This is a genomic window from Carnobacterium inhibens subsp. inhibens DSM 13024, assembly GCF_000746825.1.
Lineage (GTDB): Bacteria > Bacillota > Bacilli > Lactobacillales > Carnobacteriaceae > Carnobacterium_B > Carnobacterium_B inhibens.
Genome location: NZ_JQIV01000006.1, coordinates 2,064,275 through 2,089,762, shown reverse-complemented (window position 1 = coordinate 2,089,762; position 25,488 = coordinate 2,064,275). Strand labels below are relative to the sequence as shown.

General features: G+C 35.7%; 22 protein-coding genes and 1 tRNA gene. All 23 read right to left on the bottom strand.

The annotated features are described in order from the left end of the window. Positions 1 to 97 precede the first annotated feature (97 nt). Entirely contained in the window at positions 98 to 2,926 is a 2,829-nt protein-coding gene (locus tag BR65_RS11170) for a sigma-54-dependent transcriptional regulator (protein WP_034538214.1), read from the bottom strand. 213 nt (positions 2,927 to 3,139) lie between these two features. Then, entirely contained in the window at positions 3,140 to 4,441 is a 1,302-nt protein-coding gene (gene eno, locus BR65_RS11165; protein ID WP_034538211.1) for a phosphopyruvate hydratase, read from the bottom strand. Between the two features lie 211 nt (positions 4,442 to 4,652). Further along, on the bottom strand, positions 4,653 to 6,182 hold the full coding sequence (gpmI, locus tag BR65_RS11160; protein ID WP_034538210.1) for a 2,3-bisphosphoglycerate-independent phosphoglycerate mutase: 1,530 nt from the start codon (positions 6,180 to 6,182) through the stop codon (positions 4,653 to 4,655). Continuing rightward, entirely contained in the window at positions 6,182 to 6,937 is a 756-nt protein-coding gene (tpiA, locus tag BR65_RS11155; protein WP_023176866.1) for a triose-phosphate isomerase, read from the bottom strand. Before tpiA ends, gpmI begins: the two co-directional genes overlap by 1 nt. A gap of 30 nt (positions 6,938 to 6,967) precedes the next feature. Continuing rightward, positions 6,968 to 8,155, bottom strand: coding sequence for a phosphoglycerate kinase (locus BR65_RS11150; RefSeq protein WP_034538209.1), 1,188 nt, complete (start codon positions 8,153 to 8,155; stop codon positions 6,968 to 6,970). A 124-nt stretch (positions 8,156 to 8,279) separates the two neighbouring features. Next, positions 8,280 to 9,284: a type I glyceraldehyde-3-phosphate dehydrogenase gene (gene gap, locus BR65_RS11145; RefSeq protein WP_007721489.1), complete on the bottom strand. Its 1,005-nt coding sequence runs from the start codon at positions 9,282 to 9,284 to the stop codon at positions 8,280 to 8,282. A 41-nt stretch (positions 9,285 to 9,325) separates the two neighbouring features. Next, positions 9,326 to 10,363, bottom strand: a complete 1,038-nt coding sequence (locus BR65_RS11140; RefSeq protein WP_023176863.1) for a sugar-binding transcriptional regulator — start codon at positions 10,361 to 10,363, stop codon at positions 9,326 to 9,328. A 303-nt stretch (positions 10,364 to 10,666) separates the two neighbouring features. Beyond that, a complete protein-coding gene (locus tag BR65_RS11135; RefSeq protein WP_023176862.1) occupies positions 10,667 to 11,194 on the bottom strand; it encodes a DsbA family protein in 528 nt (175 codons plus the stop codon). 225 nt (positions 11,195 to 11,419) lie between these two features. Beyond that, on the bottom strand, positions 11,420 to 12,013 hold the full coding sequence (gene clpP / locus BR65_RS11130) for an ATP-dependent Clp endopeptidase proteolytic subunit ClpP (RefSeq protein ID WP_023176861.1): 594 nt from the start codon (positions 12,011 to 12,013) through the stop codon (positions 11,420 to 11,422). A 549-nt stretch (positions 12,014 to 12,562) separates the two neighbouring features. Next, entirely contained in the window at positions 12,563 to 13,543 is a 981-nt protein-coding gene (locus tag BR65_RS11125) for a tRNA dihydrouridine synthase (RefSeq protein WP_034538208.1), read from the bottom strand. Positions 13,544 to 13,937: 394 nt separating this feature from the next. After that, positions 13,938 to 14,009: transfer RNA gene (locus BR65_RS11120), tRNA-Arg, on the bottom strand. Between the two features lie 146 nt (positions 14,010 to 14,155). Beyond that, positions 14,156 to 15,112 (bottom strand): DNA-binding protein WhiA, encoded by a 957-nt coding sequence (gene whiA / locus BR65_RS11115; protein ID WP_023176858.1) that lies wholly within the window; start codon positions 15,110 to 15,112, stop codon positions 14,156 to 14,158. A 32-nt stretch (positions 15,113 to 15,144) separates the two neighbouring features. After that, complete coding sequence (locus BR65_RS11110; protein ID WP_034538207.1) at positions 15,145 to 16,161, bottom strand: gluconeogenesis factor YvcK family protein; 1,017 nt, start codon at positions 16,159 to 16,161, stop codon at positions 15,145 to 15,147. Further along, positions 16,158 to 17,045, bottom strand: a complete 888-nt coding sequence (gene rapZ, locus BR65_RS11105; protein ID WP_023176856.1) for an RNase adapter RapZ — start codon at positions 17,043 to 17,045, stop codon at positions 16,158 to 16,160. Before rapZ ends, BR65_RS11110 begins: the two co-directional genes overlap by 4 nt. A 244-nt stretch (positions 17,046 to 17,289) precedes the next feature. Next, a complete protein-coding gene (locus BR65_RS11100; protein ID WP_034538205.1) occupies positions 17,290 to 19,017 on the bottom strand; it encodes a phospho-sugar mutase in 1,728 nt (575 codons plus the stop codon). Positions 19,018 to 19,212: 195 nt separating this feature from the next. Then, on the bottom strand, positions 19,213 to 20,172 hold the full coding sequence (trxB, locus tag BR65_RS11095) for a thioredoxin-disulfide reductase (protein WP_034538203.1): 960 nt from the start codon (positions 20,170 to 20,172) through the stop codon (positions 19,213 to 19,215). A gap of 105 nt (positions 20,173 to 20,277) precedes the next feature. Then, positions 20,278 to 20,709 (bottom strand): tetratricopeptide repeat protein, encoded by a 432-nt coding sequence (locus tag BR65_RS11090; protein WP_034538202.1) that lies wholly within the window; start codon positions 20,707 to 20,709, stop codon positions 20,278 to 20,280. Positions 20,710 to 20,849: 140 nt separating this feature from the next. Then, positions 20,850 to 21,731 (bottom strand): UTP--glucose-1-phosphate uridylyltransferase GalU, encoded by an 882-nt coding sequence (gene galU, locus BR65_RS11085; RefSeq protein WP_034538200.1) that lies wholly within the window; start codon positions 21,729 to 21,731, stop codon positions 20,850 to 20,852. 46 nt (positions 21,732 to 21,777) lie between these two features. Beyond that, positions 21,778 to 22,782 (bottom strand): NAD(P)H-dependent glycerol-3-phosphate dehydrogenase, encoded by a 1,005-nt coding sequence (locus tag BR65_RS11080; protein ID WP_023176851.1) that lies wholly within the window; start codon positions 22,780 to 22,782, stop codon positions 21,778 to 21,780. Between the two features lie 24 nt (positions 22,783 to 22,806). Continuing rightward, the gene (gene lgt / locus BR65_RS11075) at positions 22,807 to 23,664 is read right to left on the bottom strand and encodes a prolipoprotein diacylglyceryl transferase (protein WP_023176850.1); all 858 of its coding nucleotides are present in this window, start codon (positions 23,662 to 23,664) and stop codon (positions 22,807 to 22,809) included. A 16-nt stretch (positions 23,665 to 23,680) separates the two neighbouring features. Then, positions 23,681 to 24,616, bottom strand: a complete 936-nt coding sequence (hprK, locus tag BR65_RS11070) for an HPr(Ser) kinase/phosphatase (RefSeq protein ID WP_023176849.1) — start codon at positions 24,614 to 24,616, stop codon at positions 23,681 to 23,683. A gap of 207 nt (positions 24,617 to 24,823) precedes the next feature. Beyond that, a complete protein-coding gene (locus tag BR65_RS11065) occupies positions 24,824 to 25,174 on the bottom strand; it encodes a phage holin family protein (RefSeq protein WP_034538197.1) in 351 nt (116 codons plus the stop codon). Continuing rightward, the gene (locus tag BR65_RS11060) at positions 25,174 to 25,479 is read right to left on the bottom strand and encodes a PspC domain-containing protein (protein ID WP_034538195.1); all 306 of its coding nucleotides are present in this window, start codon (positions 25,477 to 25,479) and stop codon (positions 25,174 to 25,176) included. The genes BR65_RS11065 and BR65_RS11060 overlap by 1 nt, the downstream gene beginning before the upstream one ends. Positions 25,480 to 25,488 lie beyond the last annotated feature (9 nt).

Sequence of the window (25,488 nt, the reverse complement as noted above, 5' to 3'; positions counted from 1 at the left end):
TCTTTTTTCAGCATTAAGGGAACAACAAGTATAAAAAGAGCATTGACACACTGTTTTTTGTGTATCGATACTCTCTTTATTCTGTGTTTAATCCGTCTTACTGTTCATCGACTATTTTTACAATATAAACTATTTCAGAGTCAGGAATAGTTATATTCAATTGGTTTTCTAGTAATGAGTTAGCTTCATTAACCGCTTGGTAATAAATCGAACTTTCATCGATCGTTTCGCTTGATTTGCTAAGAGGGTCTCTAAACAATACTCGTTCAATAACACCAGCTACATGCATTAAAAGACCTATTTGGACACTGTTGCTAAGTGTTTTATCTAATTTCTCTTCAATAACTTCAGTGTAATTCCAAAGAATATCAATAAACTTACGCGGATTAAGGAAGGTAAAGTAAGTAGCTAAATACTCCTCACAAAGTTGTTTTGTATCCATTGATTCAGCATAATTTCCTTCAGCGTATTGATAGTCTAAGATCACTTGTCTAACTCTTTTGTCCCCTGAAGACTGGAACAATTCTTCTAATGTTAGATGCGGAGCATCCAACGTTGGTTTAGCCACTCCAGCGGTAGCTAATATTTGATACTCTTGAGCAATTTTTTGCACCTCTTCATCCATACCAATTAAAGAAATCGTAAAAATCTCAATTGTTTCATCAATAAAATCTTCCAGCAGACTTTCCATACGTTCTTTTATTCTGACAGCTGTTCCTTCACCTGTAGAACAAATCGTAATAATTGCTTTTGGTTTATTGATTTCTTCTTGTCTAGTTGGCGATAAAACAACTAGTTTATCTTCAGGAAGATTGCTGTATCCTCTAAAGTTTTTTAAAGACCAATAAATTTCATCTAGCTGGTTATCCATTAATGAGGTTTTACGTGCAGCTTCTAGTACAAGAGGAGTTGTCACCATATCTAACGTTTGCACCGCTATATCTGTGTCTCTCATAGCTTTCACGCCAAAAGTCGTCAAGGAACCCATATCTACTAATAATAATACACCTTTGCCTGCATCAACATTTTGAATTGCTTCTAACACTAATATATAGGCTTGTTGCGGACTCATATCTAAAGGCATATCTACAGCAGCGATATTTTTTACATCTAATAATTTAGCGACAACTTGAACCATACTTGTAGCTGTTGAACGTCCGTGTGCCGCAACAACAATACCTACATCGCCTAAGTTGTTTGGCTCTTTTAAAGACACTAGCAACATCGTTAGGTACCAACATTCCACCTCTGGAACAATGATTTGATAGTTTTCTTTCATATGATTCTTGATCATAATAGCTACTTCGTATTCTTTTTGATAACTTAAAATCAACTTATCTAATTCACTATTTTGTTTTATTTGAACAAAGCCTTCTTTAGATCGCTTGATAAATGAACTTAGATGTAAACTCATAGCATATAAAAAGTTTTGTTTGAAATGGTATCCTAAATGTTCTTCGGCCATTTTCCAAACTTCTTTAGTCAATGTAATAACTTCTTGTTCCACAATATCTTTTAAGTTCTGCTCGTTATTGGGAGACAATTGATTCGTTTTATAAAAAGATTTTAAATGAAGATTGATATCAGTGGTAATAAAGTTCTCAATGTCATCTTGATTTAACCCTTCATCTTTAAGCATCACAGCTTTATCGCCAATAATCTCATATAAATTAAAAGGCAGTTCGTAAGAATCTTGATCCAAAATATATACGGAATCTTTAGGATGAATGACCATCAGCGGTTCGAGATAATTAGAAATCTCATTCAATTCCTCACGGTTCCGGGCAATATTGATCAGCCCTTCTTGCAGTTCTCCTGTTAATCCTTCTATGTTGATCAGCATTTCTTCAGTATTGTCCATACTATTTAAAAATGCTTTGGCACAAGCTAATTGAATACTGGATTTCAGCTGACCAATGTTTCCATAAGTTACACTTCCCAGCAAAGCTTTAACAACATTTTCATCGACTACGATTCTTTTGTCAATGCGTTTTGCTTCAATCGACAACAGTAATTTAAGCAATTTGACTCGCTCATTTGCTGGACGATCATTGAAAGCTGGCAACTGAATTGTAACAGGAATACGTCTTACAAAGGTCTTTAGTAACGCTGAATTCGGGTCTTCTGTTGTTGCACAAATAATTCTGACTTTAGCGGATACCCTTTTTTCTGTTTCTCCCATAGGCTGAAAAGTTCCTGTATCCATAAAATAAAACAGCATTTCTTGACCTTCAGGAGGTAACCGATGGATTTCATCTAGAAACAACATATTGTTATCTGCTTTCAACAGCAAACCATCTTTTGCTTCTGTAGCTCCTGTATAGGCCCCTTTAGCATGCCCAAATAAATGGGACATCAATAACTGCGGGTTTTGCGAATAGTCTGCACAGTTAAAAATAATCAAGGATTGATTTGGTTCGATAATTCCTTTATCTTGCGAATATTGATACATCGCATTAGCAAAGAAAGTTTTTCCTGAACCAGTCGGCCCAATAATCAAACTGTTTAATCCTTTTGGCGGATAAAATATTGCAGCTTTTGCTTGTTCCATTTGATTTTTTAAGCTTCCATTTGAACCAATCATGTATTCAAATAAATTATGATCATTTTTTCTAGCATCCTCTTTTTGTTCTAATAAAGGATCTTTTTTGATCAATGTTTCATCTTTATAGGACTTTACGATCGTAGTTAGTGGTTTCCATTTTAAGCAACTGCTGTCAACATATCGCACAGGTCTGCCTTCAAGTTTTGTTATTTTACCTTCGCGAACTAAAAGGTTGAGTTCCTTACTTACGTTGTTGCGAATAATATTCAATGCTTCAGAAATTTCAATTGTCGTAATTCCTGAACCAAACTCAATCTCATCACTCGTAAGGTTTTCCGTGTGCTGTTTAACAAACTGATAAACTAAATCTTTTCTTTTCATTTAGTTACCTGCTTTCTTATAGTGTCAATCGCTTACATTTTATCATAAATAGACCAATTTGTATCACAAATTTTGATACAGTAAAAATTGTGTATCAAAATTAAGATTATTGTTCATTTTTTGTTCACTTTTCATAAAAAAAACCGTTTATCAGTTGCGTTGCCTCAACGGATAAACGGTTTTACTTTTTTAAGAATTTACAAAACTACATTCTTATTTATTTTTTAGGTTGTAGAAAGCTTGTAAGCCTTCGTATACAGCTAAGTCGCCTAATTGATCTTCGATACGTAACAATTGGTTGTATTTAGCAATACGGTCAGTACGGCTTAATGAACCAGTTTTAATTTGACCAGCATTTGTAGCTACTGAGATATCAGCAATAGTTGAATCTTCAGTTTCACCAGAACGGTGAGAGATTACAGCAGTGTAACCAGCTTTTTTAGCCATTTCAATTGCATCAAATGTTTCTGTTAATGAACCGATTTGGTTAACTTTGATTAAGATTGAGTTACCAATATTTTCTGAAATACCTTTAGACAAGATTTCAGTGTTTGTAACGAATAAATCGTCACCAACTAATTGAACTTTATCGCCTAAGCGTTCAGTCAATAGTTTCCAACCATCCCAGTCATTTTCATCCATACCATCTTCGATAGAAAGGATTGGGTATTTGCTTACTAATTCTTCCAAGTAGTCTACTTGTTCAGCAGCAGTACGTTTAGCACCATTTTCACCTTCGAATTTAGCGTAGTTGTAGATACCGTCTTCGTAGAATTCTGAAGAAGCACAGTCAAAACCTAGATAAACATCTTTACCTGGTTCAAGACCAACTTTTTTGATTGCTTCAAGAATAGTTTCTACTCCATCTTCAGTTCCGTCAAAACGAGGTGCAAATCCACCTTCATCCCCAACAGATGTTTCTAATCCGCGAGCTTTTAAGATTGATTTCAATGCGTGGAAAATTTCAGCTCCCCAACGTAATGCTTCTTTAAATGTTGGAGCTCCAACTGGTAAGATCATGAACTCTTGGAATGCGATTGGAGCATCTGAGTGAGATCCACCATTGATGATGTTCATCATAGGAGTTGGCAATACTTTAGTATTGAAGCCTCCTAGGTATTGGTATAAAGGAACATCTAGGTAATCAGCAGCAGCACGTGCTACAGCGATAGAAACACCTAAGATAGCGTTAGCACCTAATTTAGCTTTGTTTGGAGTTCCGTCTAATTCGATCATTGTTTTGTCAATTGCCATTTGATCGCGAACGTCAAATCCAATAAGAGCTTCAGCAATAACGTTATTCACGTTTTCTACTGCTTTCAAAACACCTTTTCCCAAGTAACGAGATTTGTCTTCGTCACGTAATTCATGTGCTTCATGTTCTCCAGTTGATGCACCAGATGGTACCATTCCACGGCCAAATGCTCCGCTTTCTGTGTAAACTTCTACTTCGATTGTTGGGTTACCGCGTGAGTCTAATACTTCACGAGCTAAAATATCTGTAATAAATGGCATTTAATTTCTCTCCTTTGAGTATACAAAATTTTTAGTGCCAGGGCTTTGCCCATAGCTACATTTTAGTGAGTTTGACCGTCAATTGCAAACACTTTAAGTTTTATCTTGCCGGTTTATTTTTCTAAACTTATTTACTTGAATGAATATGGGAAGTCTGCAGCTTTCTTATAGTCACTTTTTTCAAAAAGTTTAGTTTGATACGGTACAAATTTTATTTTTGAATCAAAGATTCTCCAGTCATTTCAACTGGTTTTTCAATGTTTAACAAGTCTAGCATTGTTGGTGCAATATCAGCTAAACGTCCATCTTCACGTAATGTAACGCCTTCTTTAGTTACGATTACAGGAACAGGAACAGTTGTATGAGCAGTATGCGGTTTACCCTCAGGTGTAGTCATTGTATCTGCGTTACCGTGATCGGCAAAGATAATAGCATATCCGCCTTTAGCAGTAATCGCATCAATCACACGACCTAAGTTTTCATCAACAGCTTCAATAGCTCTGATTGTTGGTTCAAGCATACCTGAGTGTCCAACCATATCCGGGTTAGCAAAGTTTAAGATAATCGCATCGTGTTTATCCGCTTCGATATCTGCCACTAAAGCATCCGTTACTTCATAAGCACTCATTTCAGGTTTCAAATCATATGTTTCCACTTTTGGAGATGGAATCAAGATACGATTTTCGCCTGGAAATTCTTCATTACGTCCACCATTCATAAAGAAGGTAACATGTGGATACTTTTCAGTTTCCGCAATACGCAATTGTGAAAGGCCTTTATCTGAAAGAACTTCACCAATAACATTTTTCAATGCAACTGGAGGAAAAGCTATTTCAGCTTTAATGCTTGGATTATACATTGTCATCGTAACAAGTTTAAGATTTTTAGCTCTTTGTCCACGATCAAAGAATTCCCATTCGTCATCGGTAATGGCATTTGATAATTGAATTGCACGGTCAGGACGGAAGTTGAAGAAAATGATAGAATCATTGTCTTGTAGCGTTGCTACAGGTTTTCCGTCTTTTTCAATAACTGTCGGCAATACAAACTCATCAAATTTTTCATTATCATAGCTTGTTTGAACGGCTTCTAGTGCACTAGTTGCTTTTTCGCCTTCGCCATGAGCAATAGCGTTGTAGGCTTTTTCAACCCGTTCCCAACGTTTGTCACGATCCATTGCGTAAAAACGTCCAGAAATAGTTGCAATTTCACCTGCTCCGATTTCTTTGATTGCTTCTTCTAATTGTTTAACATAGTTAATACCAGAATTAGGAGATACATCACGTCCATCAAGGAAAGCATGAACATAAATGTTCGGCACGCCTTTTTCTTTAGCTGTTTTGATTAATGAAATCAAATGATTGATGTGACTGTGCACTCCACCATCTGATAATAATCCAAACAAATGTAAATTAGATTGTTGTTTAATTGTGCTGTCCATTGCATCACTCAAAACAGGATTTGTTTGGAACTCACCGTCTTGAATTGCTTTGTCAATACGAGTTAAGCTTTGATACACAATACGTCCTGCTCCAATATTTGTATGCCCTACTTCAGAATTCCCCATTTGACCTTCTGGAAGACCTACATCTAATCCAGAAGCTTTTAATGTGCTATGAGGGTATTTTTCTAATAGATGATCAAAATATGGTTTTTTAGCTTGAGCTACGGCATTTCCCATAACTTCATGACGCCATCCTAATCCATCAAGAATAATGATGGCTACTGGTGCTTTTGTCATTATTTAACAGCCTCCAATAACGCTAAGAACGATTCTGCTTCTAAACTTGCTCCTCCTACTAAAGCTCCATCAATATCTGATTCAGCCATGTATTCAGCAATATTTTCAGGTTTTACACTACCACCGTATTGAATACGTACTGCATCAGCAGCATCTTGAGAAACTTCTTTTGCGATTGCTTGACGAATAACTGCACAAGTATCATTTGCATCTTTAGAAGTAGAAGATTTACCAGTTCCGATTGCCCAGATAGGTTCGTAAGCAATGATTGATTCAGCTACTTGACCTTCAGTTAATCCAGCAATTGCCGCTTTAACTTGTCCGCTTACCCATTCATTTGTTTCTCCAGCTTCACGTTGTTCTAACGTTTCACCACAGCAAATGATTGGAACCATACCATTTTTGAAAATAGCATGTGCTTTTTTATTGATCTCTTCGTCTGTTTCGTGGAAAAACTCACGACGTTCAGAGTGACCAATGATAACGTAATTTACTCCTAAGTCTCCTAAAGCAGCAGGACTAATTTCTCCTGTAAATGCTCCAGCTTCTTCAAAGTAGCTGTTTTGAGCAGCGATTTTTAATTCTGTTCCTTCTGATGCTTTAACTAAAGATTGTAAAAATAAAGCAGGAGCTCCCACAACTGAATCTACTTGTTCAGAAGAAGGGATTTTTGTTTTAACTGCTTCTACAAATTCAGCAGCTTCAGCAGCTGTTTTATTCATTTTCCAGTTACCGGCAATAATTGGTTTACGCATAACTAACTTCCTTTCTCTAATTGAACTATTTTATTTGTCTGAAATAGATGCTACACCTGGAAGTTCTTTACCTTCAAGGTATTCTAATGAAGCTCCGCCACCTGTAGAGATGTGAGTGAATTGATCTGCAAAACCTAATTGCATTGCTGCAGCTGCAGAGTCTCCTCCACCAATAATTGTTGTTGCTTCAGTTAAATTAGCGATTGCTTCACAAACACCAACTGTTCCTTGAGCAAAGTTAGACATTTCAAATACACCCATTGGTCCGTTCCAAACAACTGTTTTAGCACCTTGTAATTCTTTAGTGAATAATTCAATTGTTTTTGGTCCAATATCAAGACCCATTTGATCAGCTGGTACAGCACCATCATGAACTTCAGTTGGTGTGTCATTGCTGAATTCTGGAGAAGTAACAGAATCGATTGGCAAGACTAATTTGTCTCCACCTTTTTCGATCAATGTTCTAGCTAATTCGATTTTATCTTCTTCAACTAATGATTTACCGATTTCGATGCCTTTAGCAGCATAGAAAGTGTAAGTCATTCCGCCACCGATAAGAACTTTATCAGCTTTGCTTAATAAGTTTTCGATAACACCAATTTTATCACTAACTTTTGCTCCACCTAAAATAGCCACAAACGGACGTTTAGGTTCATCAACAGCGCCACCGATAAATTTGATTTCTTTATCCATTAAGAAACCAGCAGCTGATTCAAGGTTTGAAGCAACTCCTACGTTAGAAGCATGTGCACGGTGAGCTGTACCAAATGCATCATTAACGAAAACGTCGCCTAAGCTTGCCCAGTATTTGCCAAGTTCAGAATCATTTTTGCTTTCTTTTTTACCATCAATATCTTCAAAACGTGTGTTTTCAAATACTAATACATCACCAGCGTTTAAGCCGTCGATAGCACTTTCTAATTTTTCTCCACGTGTTTCAGGTACAAATGTAACGTCTTTTTCTAACAATTCGCTTAAGCGTTCAGCGACTGGGCGTAAACTTTTGCCTTCTTTATCTTCTTCAGTTTTCACTTTACCTAAGTGAGAGAATAAAATAACTTTCCCACCTTGTTCAATAACATATTGAATAGTTGGTAAGGCTGCTTGAATACGGTTGTCATTAGTAATAACGCCGTCTTTCATTGGAACATTAAAGTCTGCACGCACTAAAACTTTTTTACCTTTTAAATCTAAATCAGTTACAACTTTTTTCACCATTAAAGATTCCTCCTGTATCGAGCAATTATGTGTAAATACTAATCTTTGAAAAAAGAAAAGCGAGGAAGCGCGCTGCCTCCCCGCTTTTATTATTTTCTATCCTAATTTAAGTCTCTTTTAAAGATTAACCTAATTTAGCAAAGTATTCTAAAGTACGAATTAATTGTGAAGTGTATGACATTTCGTTATCATACCAAGCAACAGTTTTAACGATTTGTTTGTCACCAACAGTGATAACTTTAGTTTGAGTTGCATCGTATAATGAACCGAATGACATTCCTAAGATATCAGAAGAAACGATTGCGTCTTCAGTATATCCGTAAGATTCGTTAGCTGCTGCTTTCATTGCTGCATCTACTTCTTCAGCAGTTACTTTAGTTTTTAATACAGTTTGTAATTCAGTTAATGAACCAGCAGCAACAGGAACACGTTGTGCAGCTCCATCTAATTTACCTTTTAATTCTGGTAATACTTCACCGATTGCTTTAGCAGCACCAGTTGTATTAGGAATGATGTTAGCTGCTGCAGCACGAGCACGACGGAAGTCGCCTTTTGGATGTGGAGCATCTAATGTGTTTTGGTCACCTGTGTAAGCGTGGATAGTAGTCATTAATCCTAATTCAATACCAAATTTGTCATTTAGTACTTGAGCCATAGGAGCTAAACAGTTAGTAGTACAAGAAGCACCAGAGATAACTGTTTCAGAACCGTCAAGAGTTTCGTGGTTTACATTGTAAACGATTGTTTTCATGTTACCAGTAGCTGGTGCAGAAATAACAACTTTTTTAGCTCCTGCTTTGATGTGTAATTCAGCAGCTTCTTGAGTAGTGAAGAAACCAGTACATTCTAATACGATTTCAACTCCAAGTTCTCCCCATGGAAGTTCTTCTGGGTTACGGTTGCTTAAAACTTTGATGTCTTTACCATTAACAGTAAATGCGCCATCTTTAACTTCAACGTCACCGTTGAAACGTCCTTGTGTTGTATCATATTTTAATAAGTGAGCTAGCATTTTTGGATCTGTTAAATCGTTAACTGCTACCACTTCAATACCTTCTAATTCTTGAATACGACGGAATGCAAGACGACCAATACGTCCAAAACCGTTAATACCTACTTTAACTGTCATAAATAGATTTCCTCCTTTAGGAATCGTACAATATATTTATTTTAAAGGGTTATCCCTGTTAAAATCTCATTAGCAGCACCCTCATCTGTGATGAGCCAAGTATGGCGAGGTGCTTTTTTCATGTGGGCTTCAATTGCTTTAGCTTTGGATTTACCGCCAGCTACTGCAATCACATTAGCAATATTTGCTAAGTTTTTCGATTGCATCCCAATGCGTGGTATTTTATAAATCACTTCACCAGACTGATTATAAAATTCTCCAAAAGCTTCTCCAACTGCAGCTTTCTTTTTAATCAGAGCTAGAACTTCTTCGTTCATTCCTCTGCGTTCAGCCATATGCATGGCGTCTCCGATGCCATATAAAACACAATTAGCATCATCAACCATCTTAAGAGTCCTTTTTATTCCAGGTTCTTGTAAGAGTGGTTTGTATGTTTCTTCGCTTACTTGTTCTGGTACATAAAGAACACGGTTTTCACCGCCAGTTTTTTGGGCCATTAAAGCGCTAATAGAATTCGCTTGAATATCAACCGATTCTCCTAGTCCACCTCTAGCCGGGACAAAAATCAACTCTCTTTTTCTTGAAAGAGTTTCATTCATTTGACTTGCTACTTCAGCCATAGTCGTACCGCCCATTACTGCAATAATATTATTGCCTTCCGGCAATAAAAAATCTAGAGCTTCCAATGTAGCATGGCCTATTTCCTCACGTAACTTCAGTTGATCATCTACGTCACCTGAAATAATTACACAGTGTTCGATCTCCAAATAAGAGGCAAGTTGTTTTTCTTTCTCTTTCATTCCCAATAACTGACCCATTAACTGGTCTAATTGGTGGTAAATGGTTTCACCCTTTTCAGTTAATTCCATTCCCATTTTTGAAGTTTTTATGAGTCCTTGCTTCTTTAATCCTTCTGACTCTGTACGTAAAACACGTTCAGTGATTCCCATACGATCAGCTAAGACTCTTCTGCCTACTGGACCCAATAAAAAAACATTGCGCAAAATGTGGTAACGATTCTGAAGTGTATACATGATATCTGGAATAACTTCTTCGATAACGGATAATACATTTTGCATGAGCGACCTCTTTCTACGTTGGTCGCTTTGTGACCGCGTTAGTCGTTCGGCGACCCTTGTTACTTAAAAAAACAAGAGAATCAAAAATGAAAATCAAACTATCAGTTTCCTGTTTCTGTTTTTTCATCATTCTCAATAGCATCCAAAAGGACACTATTACCATCTCTCACACCAGTAATTGTAACAGTAATCCTACTATCTTTCAACTATTAAGTTTCTAAGTTTTTCATTAAATTCTTCATAACTAATTGTGAATAAGATAAGTCTTTTTCATAGTTGATTTTATGCTTTTTACTCAGATTCCTAAAGACGTGAATCAATCATTTCTTTTAGTTCGTGTTGTGTAATATGTTCATCAAAAATTTGTTCTTCAATAAAAACTGTAGGAACAAACACAACATTTGCATTATTAGCTTCTTTAATAATTCCTTGAGCCTCTAACTCATTTGTTTGTTTCTTCAATTGCCTTTTCTCTTCAACATAAGTTTCAATCTCAGACAACTCTTCTAAGCTGCCCCACTCGTCTTGATGTGCAAAAAAATAATCTATTTCTTCGAGAGCTTTTGTTGGATTTGAATAATCTAAATACTGATGAACAACATTACCTTTTTTTAAACTTGGTTTCTCTTTATCAAAATGTTTAATGATGCGTTGGACTTTTCCACCTTCTACGTATTCTGTTAATAGGTCTTTTGAATCTGCATACCACATTTTACAATAAGGGCATTTTAAGTTAATAAATTCAATAACTTTAACAGGTGCATCTTCATTTCCAATTTTTATTCCATCTGTTGTATTTACTTTGTCTGCTTTAATAGTACTAATATCCACAAAACATCCTCCTTCGATTGCTTATTAACTTCATTATACAGATAAGCAACAATCAATTAAATGAATTTGTCTTATTTTCGTTACACCCGAAGTGGGAATGAAATCACAATCGTTTAAGGACGGGTCTTTTTTTACACGTTTTAGAACAATCATTTGGAAACAACAAAGAGGTTAGGACTTTTGCCCCAACCTCTTTGTCTTAAATACATAAGTTGTTTATTTTATTTAACTTAATGATGAACTGTTTTCCATAATTTCATCAATCAAACCATATGCTTTTGCATCTTCTGCAGACATATAGTTGTCACGGTCTGTATCACGTTGAATAACTTCAATAGGTTGACCAGTACGTTCAGATAAAATTTTGTTTAAACGTTCACGCGTTTTTAAAATGTGACGAGCAGCAATTTCGATTTCTGTAGCTTGTCCTTGTGATCCGCCTGATGGTTGATGAATCATGATTTCAGCATTTGGTAATGCGTAACGTTTTCCTTTTGTACCGGCTGTTAATAAGAAACTTCCCATTGATGCAGCCATTCCCATTGCAATCGTTTGTACATCAGCTTTAATAAAGTTCATTGTATCAAAAATTGCTAATCCGGCAGTTACGCTTCCACCTGGAGAATTGATGTAAATATAAATATCTTTTTCAGAATCTTGTGCATCTAAAAATAGCAGTTGAGCGATTACAGCATTTGCAAGATCATCGTCAACTGGACCACTTAACATAATAATGCGGTCTTTTAAAAGACGAGAATAAATATCATAAGCACGTTCACCTCTGGATGACTGCTCGATTACTGTAGGGACTAAGTTCATAATTTGCTTCCTCCTTAAATGTACATTCCTTTATTGTGTAACTAAAAGACTTACTCAACAAGTTACTAATTGTATTTTACTCTTTTGGTCAATAAAGGTCAATTTTTTTTGTTTGTTATTTTTTTGGAAAAATAATTAAATTACTACTCTTAACACAAAAGTTATCCTTGAAGACACTGACACAATTAGATGACTCTCAATTAAATTCTTACGCTTGCATTTATTCTACTAAAATAGGTTTCATACGATTAAAAAACAAATCAATTATGCTACCTTTATGCGATAATCAATTTGTTTTTAACGGTTTATTTATTATAGAATTTGACTAATAGGTCAACAAAATAATTATAACATAAAAAAATAATTCGAAAATTTTAAAGCTTTTAAATGAAAAGTACAAACCTTTATCCATAGTATGATTGGTCTGATGATAAGAGAAAAACAAAACAGAGTAGATTTAAAAAGAACTTCTAAATCAAATGCGTAGGAATTCTTTCTCTATTCTTCAACTGCTCAATCTTTCATCTTTAAACAAAGGCTGTCTCTCTTCTATTCTCCTAAAATATCTCGATTCTTTTCTTCAAATTCATCTAGTAATGCCCGTGCTCCATTTGTTGTTTCGGTTTCCATTAACTGTACTCTTAAATCACTCGCTCCGCGAATGCCGCGAACATATATTTTGAAAAAGCGACGAAGAGGTTTAAATGAACGTGGTTCATCAACAGTATACTGATCAAAAAGATCTAAATGCAATCTGAAAAGCTCCAATAATTCTTTGCTGCTATGTTCTTTCGGCTCTTTTTCAAAGGCATAAGGGTTATGAAATACACCTCGCCCAATCATAATGCCATCTACACCGTATTCCTCAACAAGTTTCAACCCTGTTTCACGGTCCGGAATGTCTCCATTAATGGTTAAAAGTGTTTGTGGAGCAATCTCATCACGCAATTTTTTGACTTCTGAAATCATTTCCCAGTGAGCATTGCCTTTACTCATTTCTTTTCTTGTGCGCAAATGGATAGAAAGATTGGCAATATCTTGTTCAAAAACATGTGTCAACCAATCACGCCATTCATCGATATTTGCATATCCAAGACGGGTCTTGACACTTACTGGTAACCCTCCAGCTTTTGCTGCTTGAATTAAATCTGCAGCAACTTGAAAACGGCGGATTAGTCCACTGCCTTTTCCTTTTCCTGCTACATTCGGTACTGGGCATCCCATATTGATATCAATACCCTTAAAGCCTTCTTCTGCCATACCAATACTCATTTGACGGAAATACTCTGGCTCGTCTCCCCATATATGAGCGACCATTGGTTGTTCATCTTCTGTAAACGTCAAACGCCCACGTACGCTATCCCGTCCTTCTGGATGACAGTAACTTACGGTATTCGTAAATTCTGTAAAAAACACATCCGGCTTGCCTGCTTCACTCACTACATGACGAAAAACAACATCCGTCACATCTTCCATTGGTGCCAATATAAAAAACGGACGCGGTAAATCTTGCCAAAAATTTTCTTTCATTTTTAATAATCGATCCTTCCATAACGGGATATTAAATCATGCTTTCATCCCAAAGTAAAATACACAAACTATCTAACATTTCAATAACGATTTTTCAACATTTGGAATTATACATTCATTTGTAGGATAAGTCCAATTCAGATCATCTTGTTACTATACCTTTTATTGTCATATCTTATCTTTCGAAATAACAGGCAGTAGAACGAACCAACATAAAAAAAGATCCGAAAGTCGTAAGCATTTTTACGAAAATCGGGTCTATGCTCTTCATTCCAGCATTACAACACAGATCTAATAAAGTTTTTGATCTAGCTAGTGCTGTCTTATTCTATTCGTTATTATGCAACTCTCCTATTAAACGGGTGAGGTAATAACTTTACTTGGCATCCTTACATGCCCCCTGAGGGAATCGAACCCCCATTTTAAGAATCGGAATCTTACGTGATATCCATTACACTAAGGGGACTCTACACTAATAACTTGTTAATCGTTCAGCTTTATACTTGCTAAAGTCAAAAACATCAACTATTACAGTGTAGCCCAGTTATAATGAAAAAACAAGAATAAGTTCTAGACTGAAAAACTTATTCCTACAATTTAATAAGTTTATATTTAAGTGATTACTGTTGCTCTTGTTATTTCTGTACTTCTTAGTTTATCTGCCATCTCATTTAACTTACGTAAACGATGATTGATTCCTGATTTGCTGATTGTCCCACTAGGAATCATTTCACCTAATTCTTTTAATGTTACTTCTGGATATTCTAAACGAACAAGAGCAATTTCTCTTAGTTTCGTAGGGATTTTATCCAATCCAATCATTTCGTCGATATACTTGATACTTTCAATTTGCTTACTGGCAGCATCAATCGTTTTATTTAAATTAGCATTCTCACAGTTGACTAAACGATTAACTGAATTCCTCATATCTCTGATGATTCGAACATCTTCAAACTTGAGCATCCCACTCGTTGCTCCAATCAAAGCCAAAAAGTCTGCAATTTTTTCTGCTTCTTTCAAATAAGTGATATACCCATTTCGTCTTTCCAACGTACGAGCATTCATATCGAATTGATTCATCATTTGACAAATATCATCATTATGTTCCTCATAACTTGAATGAATCTCAAGGTGGTAACGACTCGTTTCTGGGTTATTAACTGAACCTCCTGCTAAAAAAGCTCCACGCAAATAAGATTTAACTTTTTGCGTATTTTCCATTATTTCATTTGAAACATGACTATGCAATGACATCCCGTCCATAATAGACAAATCTGACAGCACTTCTTTAGTACCATGCTTTAATCGTACAATATAAACATTATTTTTCTTTAATTTCATTTTTCGACGAACAAGCAATTCACTTTCAACATCAAAATGATCTTTTAATAACACATAAATTCTACGTGCAATAGCTGCATTTTCAGTTTGTACATTTAAAATAAACTTTTTTTCGACCAAACTAACTGTTCCATTCATCCGAATCAAAGCAGCCAGTTCAGCTTTAGCATGTTCTCTATGCACTTCTAATTGAGTTAATTCTTTTTTCACTTCCGAAGCATAAGACATATAGGAGTCCTCCTTTCTTTTTATCTTAATAATTAAAAACTGTTTCGTTTTTCCACGCGTCTATTATCAAAAGCCAGCTTAAACAGTTCATCTACCACTTTTGTTCCATTATGAAAAACTCCTTGATCTCTTAATTCAAGAAAATCATCTGAGATAACAGAGGGCACTTCTTGAGCCAATCCTTTGAAGTCATGCGCTACTTGCACTAAGTATTCATTGTACCGTTCTGTATCCATGTAATTTTCTGGAACTTCCCCAATATTGACCAGTACAGTATCAATGAATTTTTTGTCTAAATGTTGATGCAATACACATACATGATCTGCATCCGTAAAGTTCTCTGTTTCGCCAAGTTGAGTCATAATATTACAAATATAGACTACTTTTGCTTCTGTTTCCTTAACGGCTTGTCCTAAATCATCGATCATCAAATTAGGCAAGATACTAGTAAATAAACTTCCAGGTCCCAACACGACCATATCAGCATCATGAATAGCAGCCAATACTTTTCTAGAAGCTTTAGCTTTATGATCATCTTCTGTGGGTGTTACATAGACTCGCTCTATTTTTTTTCTTTCTTTAGCAATTTTTGATTCTCCAGAAATCTTAGTACCATCCTCAAAGATAGCATGCAAAATCAATGCCTCTTCTGCTGCTGGGTATACGTGTCCATCTACCATCATCATTTTAGATAACAATTGAATCGCTTCAAATATACTGCTTCTCATTTCAGACATGGCCGCAATGATCAGGTTTCCTATTGAATGACCAGCTAAAAAGTGGTCATTTGTATCAAATCGATATTGAAAAATATCTTTTTGGGCAGAGGGAATATTCGAAAGTGATACTAATACGTTACGAATATCTCCAGGAGGAACAATGTTAGCATAATTTCTTAACGTTCCACTGCTTCCTCCATCATCAGCAACAGTTACGATAGCTGTTACGTCAGCATTTTTTGATTTTAGTCCATTTAGAATTACTGGTAATCCCGTACCTCCACCAATAACCACTATTTTAGGGTTATTCTTTTTTCTTTCTTGTATCATGAACGATTCACCGATTCTTTAACCTTCCCTTTATCACGATGCGTAATGTGGACAGGATACCCATCTATTTCGATTTTTTGTGCAATACGTTCTACTAAAGCTACGGATCGATGCTTTCCGCCGGTACAACCAATAGCGATAGTCACATTGTTTTTACCTTCTTTTTTATATCCTGGTAAAATATATTCCAATAAATCTGTAAATTTGCGATAAAATATTTCTGTTTCTGGTTGTTTCATTACATAATCATAAACTGGTTTATCCTGTCCTGTTAACGGTCTTAAAGTATCAATGTAATGAGGATTAGGTAAAAAACGAACATCCATCACGACATCTGCATCAATTGGCAAACCGTATTTGAATCCGAATGATACCATTTCAATTCTAAACAATTCTGTATCCACCGTTTTAAAATTACTATTGATTTTTTCTCTTAATTGTCGCGGTGTCAGCTTCGTTGTATCGATAACGATTTGTGCTCGACCTTTTATGTCTTCAAGTAATTCTCTTTCTTTCTTTATCCCTACTATAAGACGTCCATTCATTGCTAATGGATGTGTCCGGCGTGTTTCTTTGTATCGTGAAACTAGTTCTTCATCGCTTGCATCTAAAAACACTATTTTTGTTGTAACAAATGAGGTATTATCCATTGATTCTAAAGCTGTAACAATCTCTTCAAAAAAAGCTCTTGAACGCAAATCGATTACTAAAGCAATTTTTGTTAATTTTCCAGACTCTTTAACTAATTCCCAAAATTTAGGCAATAAGCTTGGCGGCATATTGTCCACACAAAAATAACCCATATCTTCAAAACTTTGCATTGCTACAGTTTTACCTGCTCCACTCATTCCAGTAAGAATGACTAATTGTAGACTATCGACCATCTTATTCGCCTCTTTCTTTTGGTTCTTTCATTTCCATCTATTCTATTATATCATGCCGGGTGTGTCGTGTATAGTTATCTATGCCTTTTCGTTAAAGCTTAATTAATCTTTACGCCTTTTGCACTCGCTTAGATCAATAAACCTGATGAAAAGCTCTTTTCACATTGATTGCGTAGTTAGAAAAGGCCCAGAATATAAAAAGAGGTTGGGAACTGTTGTCCCAACCTTTTTTTATTAACCTTTTCTATTCGTTTACGATTGAACGAATACTTTCTTCAAGTAGAATTACTTTATTTTCAATTTCAACCCCTGAGTCATCACAGGCGCCAATATAAAATTTGATTTTCGGCTCCGTTCCAGAAGGACGAATAGCGATCCAACTTTCATCCACTAACTTATATTTCAATACGTCTGCAGCTGGCATATCAATAGTTTCTACCGTACCATCTTGTAACGTACGCTTGCTGGATGAGAAGTCTTCTACATACTGTACTGCAATACCAGCAAATTCTTCAGGAGCTTCTTCGCGGAATTTTACCATTAAAGCTTTAATTTTTTCAGCTCCTGTAATTCCTTGCATACTGATTGAAATTGTTTTTTCTTTAAAGTGGCCATAGTTATGGAAAATTTGTTTCAATCCATCATATAACGTGTCACCTTTTTGTTTATAATAAGCAGCTACTTCAGCAATTAGAACCAAAGCTTGAATGGCATCTTTATCACGGACAAATGGTGAAACAAGATAACCATAGCTTTCTTCAAAACCGAATAAGAATGTATGGCTGCCATCTGTTTCATATTGTTTGATTTTTTCAGCAATAAATTTGAATCCTGTTAATACGTCTACCATTTGGATATTAAAACTTTCAGCAATTTTTGTAGGCAACTCACTTGAAACAATCGATTTGAGTACTGCTCCATTAGCCGGCAATGCCCCAGCTTTTTTTTGGGCAGTCAACAAATAATGAAGCATCAAACTAGCAATTTGGTTTCCAGTTAACACTTCGTAATGCCCTTCTGCAGTCTTAACAGCTATTCCTAAACGGTCAGCATCTGGATCTGTTGCTACTAAGACATCCGCATCAATTTCTTTGCCCAATTTAATGGCATATTCAAATGCACCTGGTTCTTCTGGATTAGGAGATTCAACAGTAGAAAAATTAGGATCTGCTTCCGCTTGTTCTGGAACAAGATAAATCGACTCAAAACCAGCATTTTTCAATGCACGTTCGCCTAACATTTTTCCAGTTCCATGAAGTGGGGTAAAGACTAATTTCATTTCTTTACTCATTTCTTTAACTAACTCTGGGTTAACTGTAACGCTTTGTACATTTTTTAAGTACTCGCTATCTACATCTTCTCCAATCATTTTAAGAAGACCTTGAGATTCCAGCTCTTCTTGAGCTAAAACTTCAATTTCAAGCATATTTTCTACGCTGCGTACATATTCTGTTAACGCATCTGCTTCTTTAGGAGGCATTTGCCCACCATCTTCACCATATACTTTGTACCCATTATATTCTGATGGGTTATGGCTCGCCGTAATCATAATGCCAGCAAAAGCATTTAAATGACGAACAGCAAAAGATAACTCCGGTGTTGGACGAAGACTTTCAAAAACAAAAGCAGGAATTCCATGTGCTCCAAGTGTTCTTGCAGCTTCCATAGCAAATTCTGGCGACTTGTGTCTTGAGTCATACGCAATAGCAACTCCGCGTTTTTTGGTTTCATCTCCACGGCTATCCATAAAACGAGCTAATCCTTCTGTAGCTTGTCTAACTGTATAAGCATTCATCCGATTAACACCAGCACCGATAATACCCCGCATACCGGCTGTTCCAAATTCTAGAGGTGCATAAAATGCATCTTCTAACATATCTGGATTTTCTTTTAAAGATATTAATTCTTCTTTTAATTCAGTTTCTAAACCATTAAAATTTTCCCAAAGTTGATAAGTATCTCTCCAGCTCATTTTAATTCACCCTTTACTTAAGTATTTTTTTGTCGTTAGTTAACGCTTCCCTTTTAAGTATACCACTTCTTGCTGTCCCTTACACACATTTCCCCTTAAGCTATTTGCTTCTATGTTCATAAAAAAAAACGAGATTTCTCTCGTTTTTTTAATGAGACTATTTATTTCTATTCTTACAGGACTGGATGATTCCTTTTAGTTCACTACTTTTGTTGCTAAATTTTCTTTTAATTTTTCAACATAATGGAAAACGGCATTACCTGCTAAACTACCATCTCCTACAGCAGTTGCTACTTGACGCAATGGTGTTAAACGAACATCTCCTATTGCAAAGATCCCAGGTTGTGAAGTTTCCATAGTTTCATTTGTTGAAATCCATCCTTCTTCATCTGTGATACCTAAATCTCTGAATTTGTCTGTATTTGGTAAAATTCCTACATAAATAAATGCACCATCTGCTGCAAATTCTTTCACTTCATTTGTATGAACATTTCTGATTTTAACACCTTGCACTTTGTTGTTATCTCCGTAAATGTTTTCTACTGTAGAATCCCAAATAAAGTCAACTTTTTCATTTTTAAAAGCACGTTCTTGAAGAATTTTTTGGGCTCTTAATTCATCACGACGGTGAATAATCGTTACTTTTTTGGCAAATTGAGTTAAATACGTTCCTTCTTCAACAGCAGAATCTCCTCCGCCAACAACAACCAACTCTTTATTACGGAAAAATGCGCCATCACAAACAGCACAGTAAGATACTCCACGACCGTTGTATTCATTTTCACCGCTGACATCTAACTTACGGTGTTCTGCACCTGTTGCAATAATGATCGAACGTGTCTTAAAGACTTTTTTTCCTGCAATAATAGTTTTGTATTCTACCCCTTGTTGAATTTCTTGTACATCAGCATAAGCATATTCAGCACCAAATTGTTTAGAACCTTCAAACATTTTTTCAGATAATTCTGGTCCTAAGATACTATTGAATCCAGGATAATTTTCGATTTCTGCAGTATTGATCATTTGTCCGCCGGGTACTCCACGTTCTAACATAAGCGTAGACAAGTTAGATCTTGAAGCGTATAAAGCAGCTGTCATGCCTGCTGGGCCGCTTCCAATAACGACAACATCATAAATTTTTTCTTCTGTTTCCATTTTATTAACCCCTCATTTCCCTTAATCATTTCATCTTACTTTACATCTTTCTAACTAAAATTACTACACATTTGCTTACAAATTAGAAGTAATTTAATCATTCAATTAGAATTCATTTAATTCCATTTTTAGTGTCTCTTGCAGTTCAGTTGCTTCTTCAAAAAAATCACCGTCCGGGTCAAGTGCAAGGTATTGTTCTACTAATACCAATGACTGTTCTAAATCTTCTATAAAAGCATAGTTGTTTGCTTGAAAATAATAAGACTCTGCAAAAATATCGCCGCTATTTTCAATCAAATCATCTAAGATTTCAATAGATTCATCGTAATTACCGGTATGTTGATAGCAAATAGCTAACTGACAAGAGGCAAAAATAGTCTCTTCTTCATTTTTAGACAAGGTGACTGCTCGCGAGAAGTATTTTTTTGCACGGTCCATTTCATTCTTTTGAAATGCTGCTATTCCGCGTTTAAAATAAAACTCGCTTGTTGGAATAACTTCTATGATCCTTGCTTGTTGATTTTCTATTTCAGACATGTGCAATCCTCCTCTTGGTGAACATTTGCTTATCAGTATATCATATAGAGAGCTTTTTTAATAGGTCTTGTCCGTTAGGGTAAATGCAAAAAAAAGATGAACCGCTATGCGTTCATCTTTTTTTGTTAGACTATCTAATTTTATTCGTTTTCTAATTTCTTGCCCAATTCAATAATGTATTCATTTAATGAATCTTTGATTTCTGGATGTTTTAATCCATATTGGATACTTGTTTTTAAGAAACCGAATTTGTCTCCGACATCGTAACGAGTACCTTTAAACTCGTGAGCAAACACGCGTTGTGTTTTGTTCAAAGTATCAATTGCATCTGTCAATTGGATTTCATTTCCAGCACCTGGTTCTTGAGTTTCTAAAATATCGAAAATCTCAGGAGTTAATAAGTAACGACCAATGATTGCTAAATCACTTGGTGCATCTTCTGGATTTGGCTTTTCAACAAAGCGACGAACGTTATACGTAGACTCATCAACTTGTCCTTCGATGTCGATAATTCCATATTTAGAAGTTTCTTCATGCGGTACCTTCATAACTGCGATGTTAGATGCATGTGTTTTATCGTATCCATTGATCAATTGTTTAGTTAATGGAACTTCATCTTCCATCAAGTCATCTCCAAGCATGACCACAAAAGGTTCATTTCCAACAAATGCTTTAGCTTGTAATACCGCATCGCCTAAACCTTTTGGATAAGATTGACGAACAAAGAATAGATTTAATCCAGTTGTTTCTTCAACTAGTTCTAATAATTCCATTTTACCTTTAGCTTTTAGATTTGCTTCTAATTCTGGATTAGAGTCAAAGTGATCCTCGATCGGACGTTTGCTTTTCCCAGTAACAATCAAAATATCTTCAATTCCTGAATTGATGGCTTCTTCCACGATGAATTGAATCGTTGGTTTATCTACAATCGGCAGCATTTCTTTAGCCATTGCTTTTGTTGCAGGTAAAAATCGTGTTCCTAAACCTGCTGCCGGGATAATTGCTTTACGTACTTTTTGCATAGTTTTAATTCCTCCAATATGATTATAATAGTGCGCCTCTCTTGAATTAGGCTTCTGCTTTGCCGTCTCGTTGCATTAAAGAAGCAATTGTATCTTCCACTTTAGCTCCATTATACAACACTTCGTAGATTGCTGCAGTGATTGGCATTTCAATTTCTTTTTGTTTGGCTAATTCATAAGCTGCTTTAGTTGTTGCAATGCCTTCTACAACCATTCCCATGCTTTCAAGAACTTCTTTCAAGCTATTGCCTTTACCCAGCATATGTCCGGCTCTCCAGTTTCTAGAGTGGACACTAGTACATGTAACAATTAAATCTCCGACTCCACTCAATCCAAGAAACGTAATGGGATCAGCTCCAAAAGCTACACCTAAGCGGCTTATCTCAGCTAATCCTCTAGTCATTAAAGCCGCCTTTGCGTTATCTCCATAACCTAATCCTTGAAGTGCTCCAGCCCCTACTGCAATGATATTTTTTAAAGCTGCACCTAATTCAACACCAATGATATCTTCATTTGTGTACACTCTAAAATAGTCATTCATAAATAAGTCTTGCACCAGTTTAGAGGCCTCTTCATTTGTTGAAGCTGCAGTGATCGTTGTTAAATCTTTAACTGCTACTTCTTCCGCATGGCTTGGACCAGATAAAGCAACTACTGCTTCTCTTTTATTTCCAGGAATTTCTTCTTCTAAAATTTCAGAGATCCGTTTGTGACTAATTTGCTCTAAACCTTTACTTGCATGAACAATGATAGTTGGTTTTGTTAGAAGAGGAGCAATTTGTTTAGCTACTTCTCTAATAGCTTTTGTTGGAATCACAAATACAATCGCATCTGCTTCTTTTATTGCTTCTCTGATATCATTTGTTGCTCTAATTTTCTCAGCTAAAACAACAGAGGGTAAATAGAGTTTATTGGTATGTTTAAGATTAATTTCTTCAGCTTGTGTTGCTTTATGGCTCCATAAGCAAACATCGTTGCCGTTTTCTTCTAATACCATTGCTAAAGCTGTTCCCCAAGAACCAGCTCCTAAAACTGCTACTTTCTTTGACATCTTATTCATACTCCTTCAGCTTGTTCATTTCTTTTTTGTTTTTACATTCTTTTTTTGTTGATTCATTCCATCTAAATAATAAGGAACAGGCGGATAGTCTCTTCTTCTATAAATCCATACACTAAGCGCAGCAACAAACAATAGTAATGATAGAGCTTGTGATATACGTATGAAATCAAAAAGCCATAAACTATCTGTCCTCAAACCTTCAATGAAGAAACGTCCAAATGAGTACCAAAGTACATAACTTAGTGCAACCTCGCCTTGTCGCAATAAATGTTTTTTATTCCGTAACACAACGATTAAAATAAAACCTAGCAAACTCCATAAAGATTCATAAAGAAAGGTCGGATGGTAATAGACCCCATTGATTTCCATTTGATTGATAATAAAATCAGGCAAAAATAAGTTTTCTAAAAATGTTCGCGTCACTTCACCACCATGTGCTTCTTGGTTCATAAAGTTTCCCCAACGGCCCATAGCTTGAGCCAGCAATACATTAGGTGCTAAAATATCCAACATTAACCAAATGGGAATGCCTTTCTTTTTTGTATACCAGTAGACAGTTAGTCCACCCGCGATCAGTCCACCATAAATAGCTATACCGCCATTCCAAATGGCAATAATCTGACTTGGATGTTCCAGATAATAACCTAATTCAAACAATACATAATACAATCGTGCTCCAATAAAAGCTAAAGGAATTGCCCAAAGAGCCATGTCTACAATATGGTCTCCTTCTATACCTCTTTTTTCAGCTTCACGTGTACTCAGAAAAATAGCTGCAAATATACCTGTAGCTATAATAATTCCGTACCAATATACATCAAGCGATCCAAATGAAAAGGCAATTGGATCAATCGCCCCTAAAATATTATTCATTTATTAATCTCCAATCTTACTGTTCAGTTGAATTTTTTTTGATCAGTTTTTCTAAATTACGCTCAAATGTTTCAGTAGCATTATATCCCATAATTTTCGCTCTGGTATTCATTGCTGCACTCTCAATAATGATGGCTAAATTCCGCCCTGTCCTAACAGGAATAGAGATTTTTGGAACATCAACTTCTAAAATACGTTGTTTTTCCTCGCCGCTTCCAAGTCGGTCATACGTTTTTTCTTTATCCCATAGCTCTAAGTTAACGACTAAATTAACCACTTTGCTTAAACGAATCGATCCAACACCAAACAGATTCACTACATCTATAATACCGATTCCGCGAATCTCCATTAAATGACTCAAAATCTCAGGTGGTTCCCCTACAACTTTTTTATCATCGATCACATACAATTCAATGCGATCATCAGCTACAAGTCTATGTCCTCTTTTGATCAATTCTAGTGCTGTTTCACTTTTCCCTACACCACTATCTCCAGTGATCATAACACCCATTCCATAAATATCTACCAACACTCCATGCATTGAAATTCGTTCTGCTAATTCCGCTTCTAGGAAGTTTGTTACATTGCTAGATAAACGGGTTGTCGATTGTGGAGAAGAAAGTAATGGAATGCCTTTTTCGGTTGTTGCTTGTATCAATTCTTTTGGTGGTAATAGCCCTCTTGATACGAGAAAAGCCGGCGTATCTGACTGACACATCCTACGCATAACAATTAACCTTTCATCGCTAGTCATTTTTTCAGAAAATGAAATTTCCGTTCTTCCAAATAACTGGATGCGTTCTTGAGGATAATAATTAAAGTAACCAGTAAGTTCTAACCCTGGTCGTGAAATATCATCTGTTAAAATTTTACGATCAAGAAATTCTTCTCCGTTATGTACCTCTAAATCCAGAGAGTCTACTAATTGTTTTACAGTTACACTTTTGCCCATAATTTATTCTCCTCTGTCTTAAGATCAATTTTTATTAGTTAAAAAAGTATAGTCTACATCATTCATTTTACCATTTTAATCTATGTGTTTAAAGGAAATCCAAAGAAAACCTATTCAAAAAGTAAAAAGCTCACTATCTTTGTTATTCTAGCATTGCCTATTTTAAGCAAAAAAAGATTGAGACAATCGTCTCAATCTTTAAATGTGCTATTTTGCTTTTATTATTTGAGTATTCAATAATAGATTAACTAGTGATATTAACATAGCAATGAGCATAGCGGCTCCAAACGATGAAAATTCAAATCCACTCCCTATGATAGCAGAAGTGAGGCTCAACATACTTGCGTTAATTACTATAGTGAATAGTCCCATTGTTAGGAGAGTAATAGGAAACGATAAGATAAACAAGATAGGTTTAACAGCTAAATTCAATACTGACAAAACCAAACTGGCTCCTAAAGCAACCCATATACTTTCCACATAAAACATATTTTGCAAAAAACCTGCTAAGGCTAAAAAGACCAATGCATTAACGATAATTTTTTGCCAAAATCTCACTAAAAGTCACTCCAGTCTTCCTCTTTAACTTTTTCAGCTTCTTTACGAGCAGCTGGTTGTTCTGGCCGTTTTTTTCCTGAGTTAAATCCATAAGAAGTTGGATTTTTTGGTTGATTCGATCTAGGTGCTTCAGGAATTACAATCGCTAATACAATGTATAGGAAAAACGGTGAACCAACACCGATCAATGTAGCAGCTCCATAAATAATACGTAATAATGTTGGATCAAAGCCGAAATATTCTGCAACCCCAGCTAATACACCACTCACCATTTTATTGTCTCTTGATTTTGTTAATTTTTTCATCTCTATTCA

Excerpts from the sequence above, each read along its gene's own strand:
- tpiA (WP_023176866.1), bottom strand. The coding sequence starts at position 6,937 with ATGCGTAAACCAATTATTGCCGGTAACTGGAAAATGAATAAAACAGCT.
- rapZ (WP_023176856.1), bottom strand. The coding sequence starts at position 17,045 with ATGGTCGATAGTCTACAATTAGTCATTCTTACTGGAATGAGTGGAGCA.
- gap (WP_007721489.1), bottom strand. The coding sequence starts at position 9,284 with ATGACAGTTAAAGTAGGTATTAACGGTTTTGGACGTATTGGTCGTCTT.
- whiA (WP_023176858.1), bottom strand. The coding sequence starts at position 15,112 with ATGTCTTATGCTTCGGAAGTGAAAAAAGAATTAACTCAATTAGAAGTG.
- BR65_RS11140 (WP_023176863.1), bottom strand. The coding sequence starts at position 10,363 with ATGCAAAATGTATTATCCGTTATCGAAGAAGTTATTCCAGATATCATG.
- BR65_RS11060 (WP_034538195.1), bottom strand. The coding sequence starts at position 25,479 with ATGAAAAAATTAACAAAATCAAGAGACAATAAAATGGTGAGTGGTGTA.
- clpP (WP_023176861.1), bottom strand. The coding sequence starts at position 12,013 with ATGAACTTAGTCCCTACAGTAATCGAGCAGTCATCCAGAGGTGAACGT.
- BR65_RS11110 (WP_034538207.1), bottom strand. The coding sequence starts at position 16,161 with ATGATACAAGAAAGAAAAAAGAATAACCCTAAAATAGTGGTTATTGGT.
- BR65_RS11090 (WP_034538202.1), bottom strand. The coding sequence starts at position 20,709 with ATGTCTGAAATAGAAAATCAACAAGCAAGGATCATAGAAGTTATTCCA.
- BR65_RS11150 (WP_034538209.1), bottom strand. The coding sequence starts at position 8,155 with ATGGTGAAAAAAGTTGTAACTGATTTAGATTTAAAAGGTAAAAAAGTT.
- BR65_RS11125 (WP_034538208.1), bottom strand. The coding sequence starts at position 13,543 with ATGAAAGAAAATTTTTGGCAAGATTTACCGCGTCCGTTTTTTATATTG.
- BR65_RS11100 (WP_034538205.1), bottom strand. The coding sequence starts at position 19,017 with ATGAGCTGGAGAGATACTTATCAACTTTGGGAAAATTTTAATGGTTTA.
- eno (WP_034538211.1), bottom strand. The coding sequence starts at position 4,441 with ATGCCATTTATTACAGATATTTTAGCTCGTGAAGTATTAGACTCACGC.
- trxB (WP_034538203.1), bottom strand. The coding sequence starts at position 20,172 with ATGGAAACAGAAGAAAAAATTTATGATGTTGTCGTTATTGGAAGCGGC.
- gpmI (WP_034538210.1), bottom strand. The coding sequence starts at position 6,182 with ATGACAAAAGCACCAGTAGCCATCATTATTCTTGATGGATTAGGATGG.
- hprK (WP_023176849.1), bottom strand. The coding sequence starts at position 24,616 with ATGGGCAAAAGTGTAACTGTAAAACAATTAGTAGACTCTCTGGATTTA.
- galU (WP_034538200.1), bottom strand. The coding sequence starts at position 21,731 with ATGCAAAAAGTACGTAAAGCAATTATCCCGGCAGCAGGTTTAGGAACA.
- lgt (WP_023176850.1), bottom strand. The coding sequence starts at position 23,664 with ATGAATAATATTTTAGGGGCGATTGATCCAATTGCCTTTTCATTTGGA.
- BR65_RS11080 (WP_023176851.1), bottom strand. The coding sequence starts at position 22,782 with ATGTCAAAGAAAGTAGCAGTTTTAGGAGCTGGTTCTTGGGGAACAGCT.
- BR65_RS11170 (WP_034538214.1), bottom strand. The coding sequence starts at position 2,926 with ATGAAAAGAAAAGATTTAGTTTATCAGTTTGTTAAACAGCACACGGAA.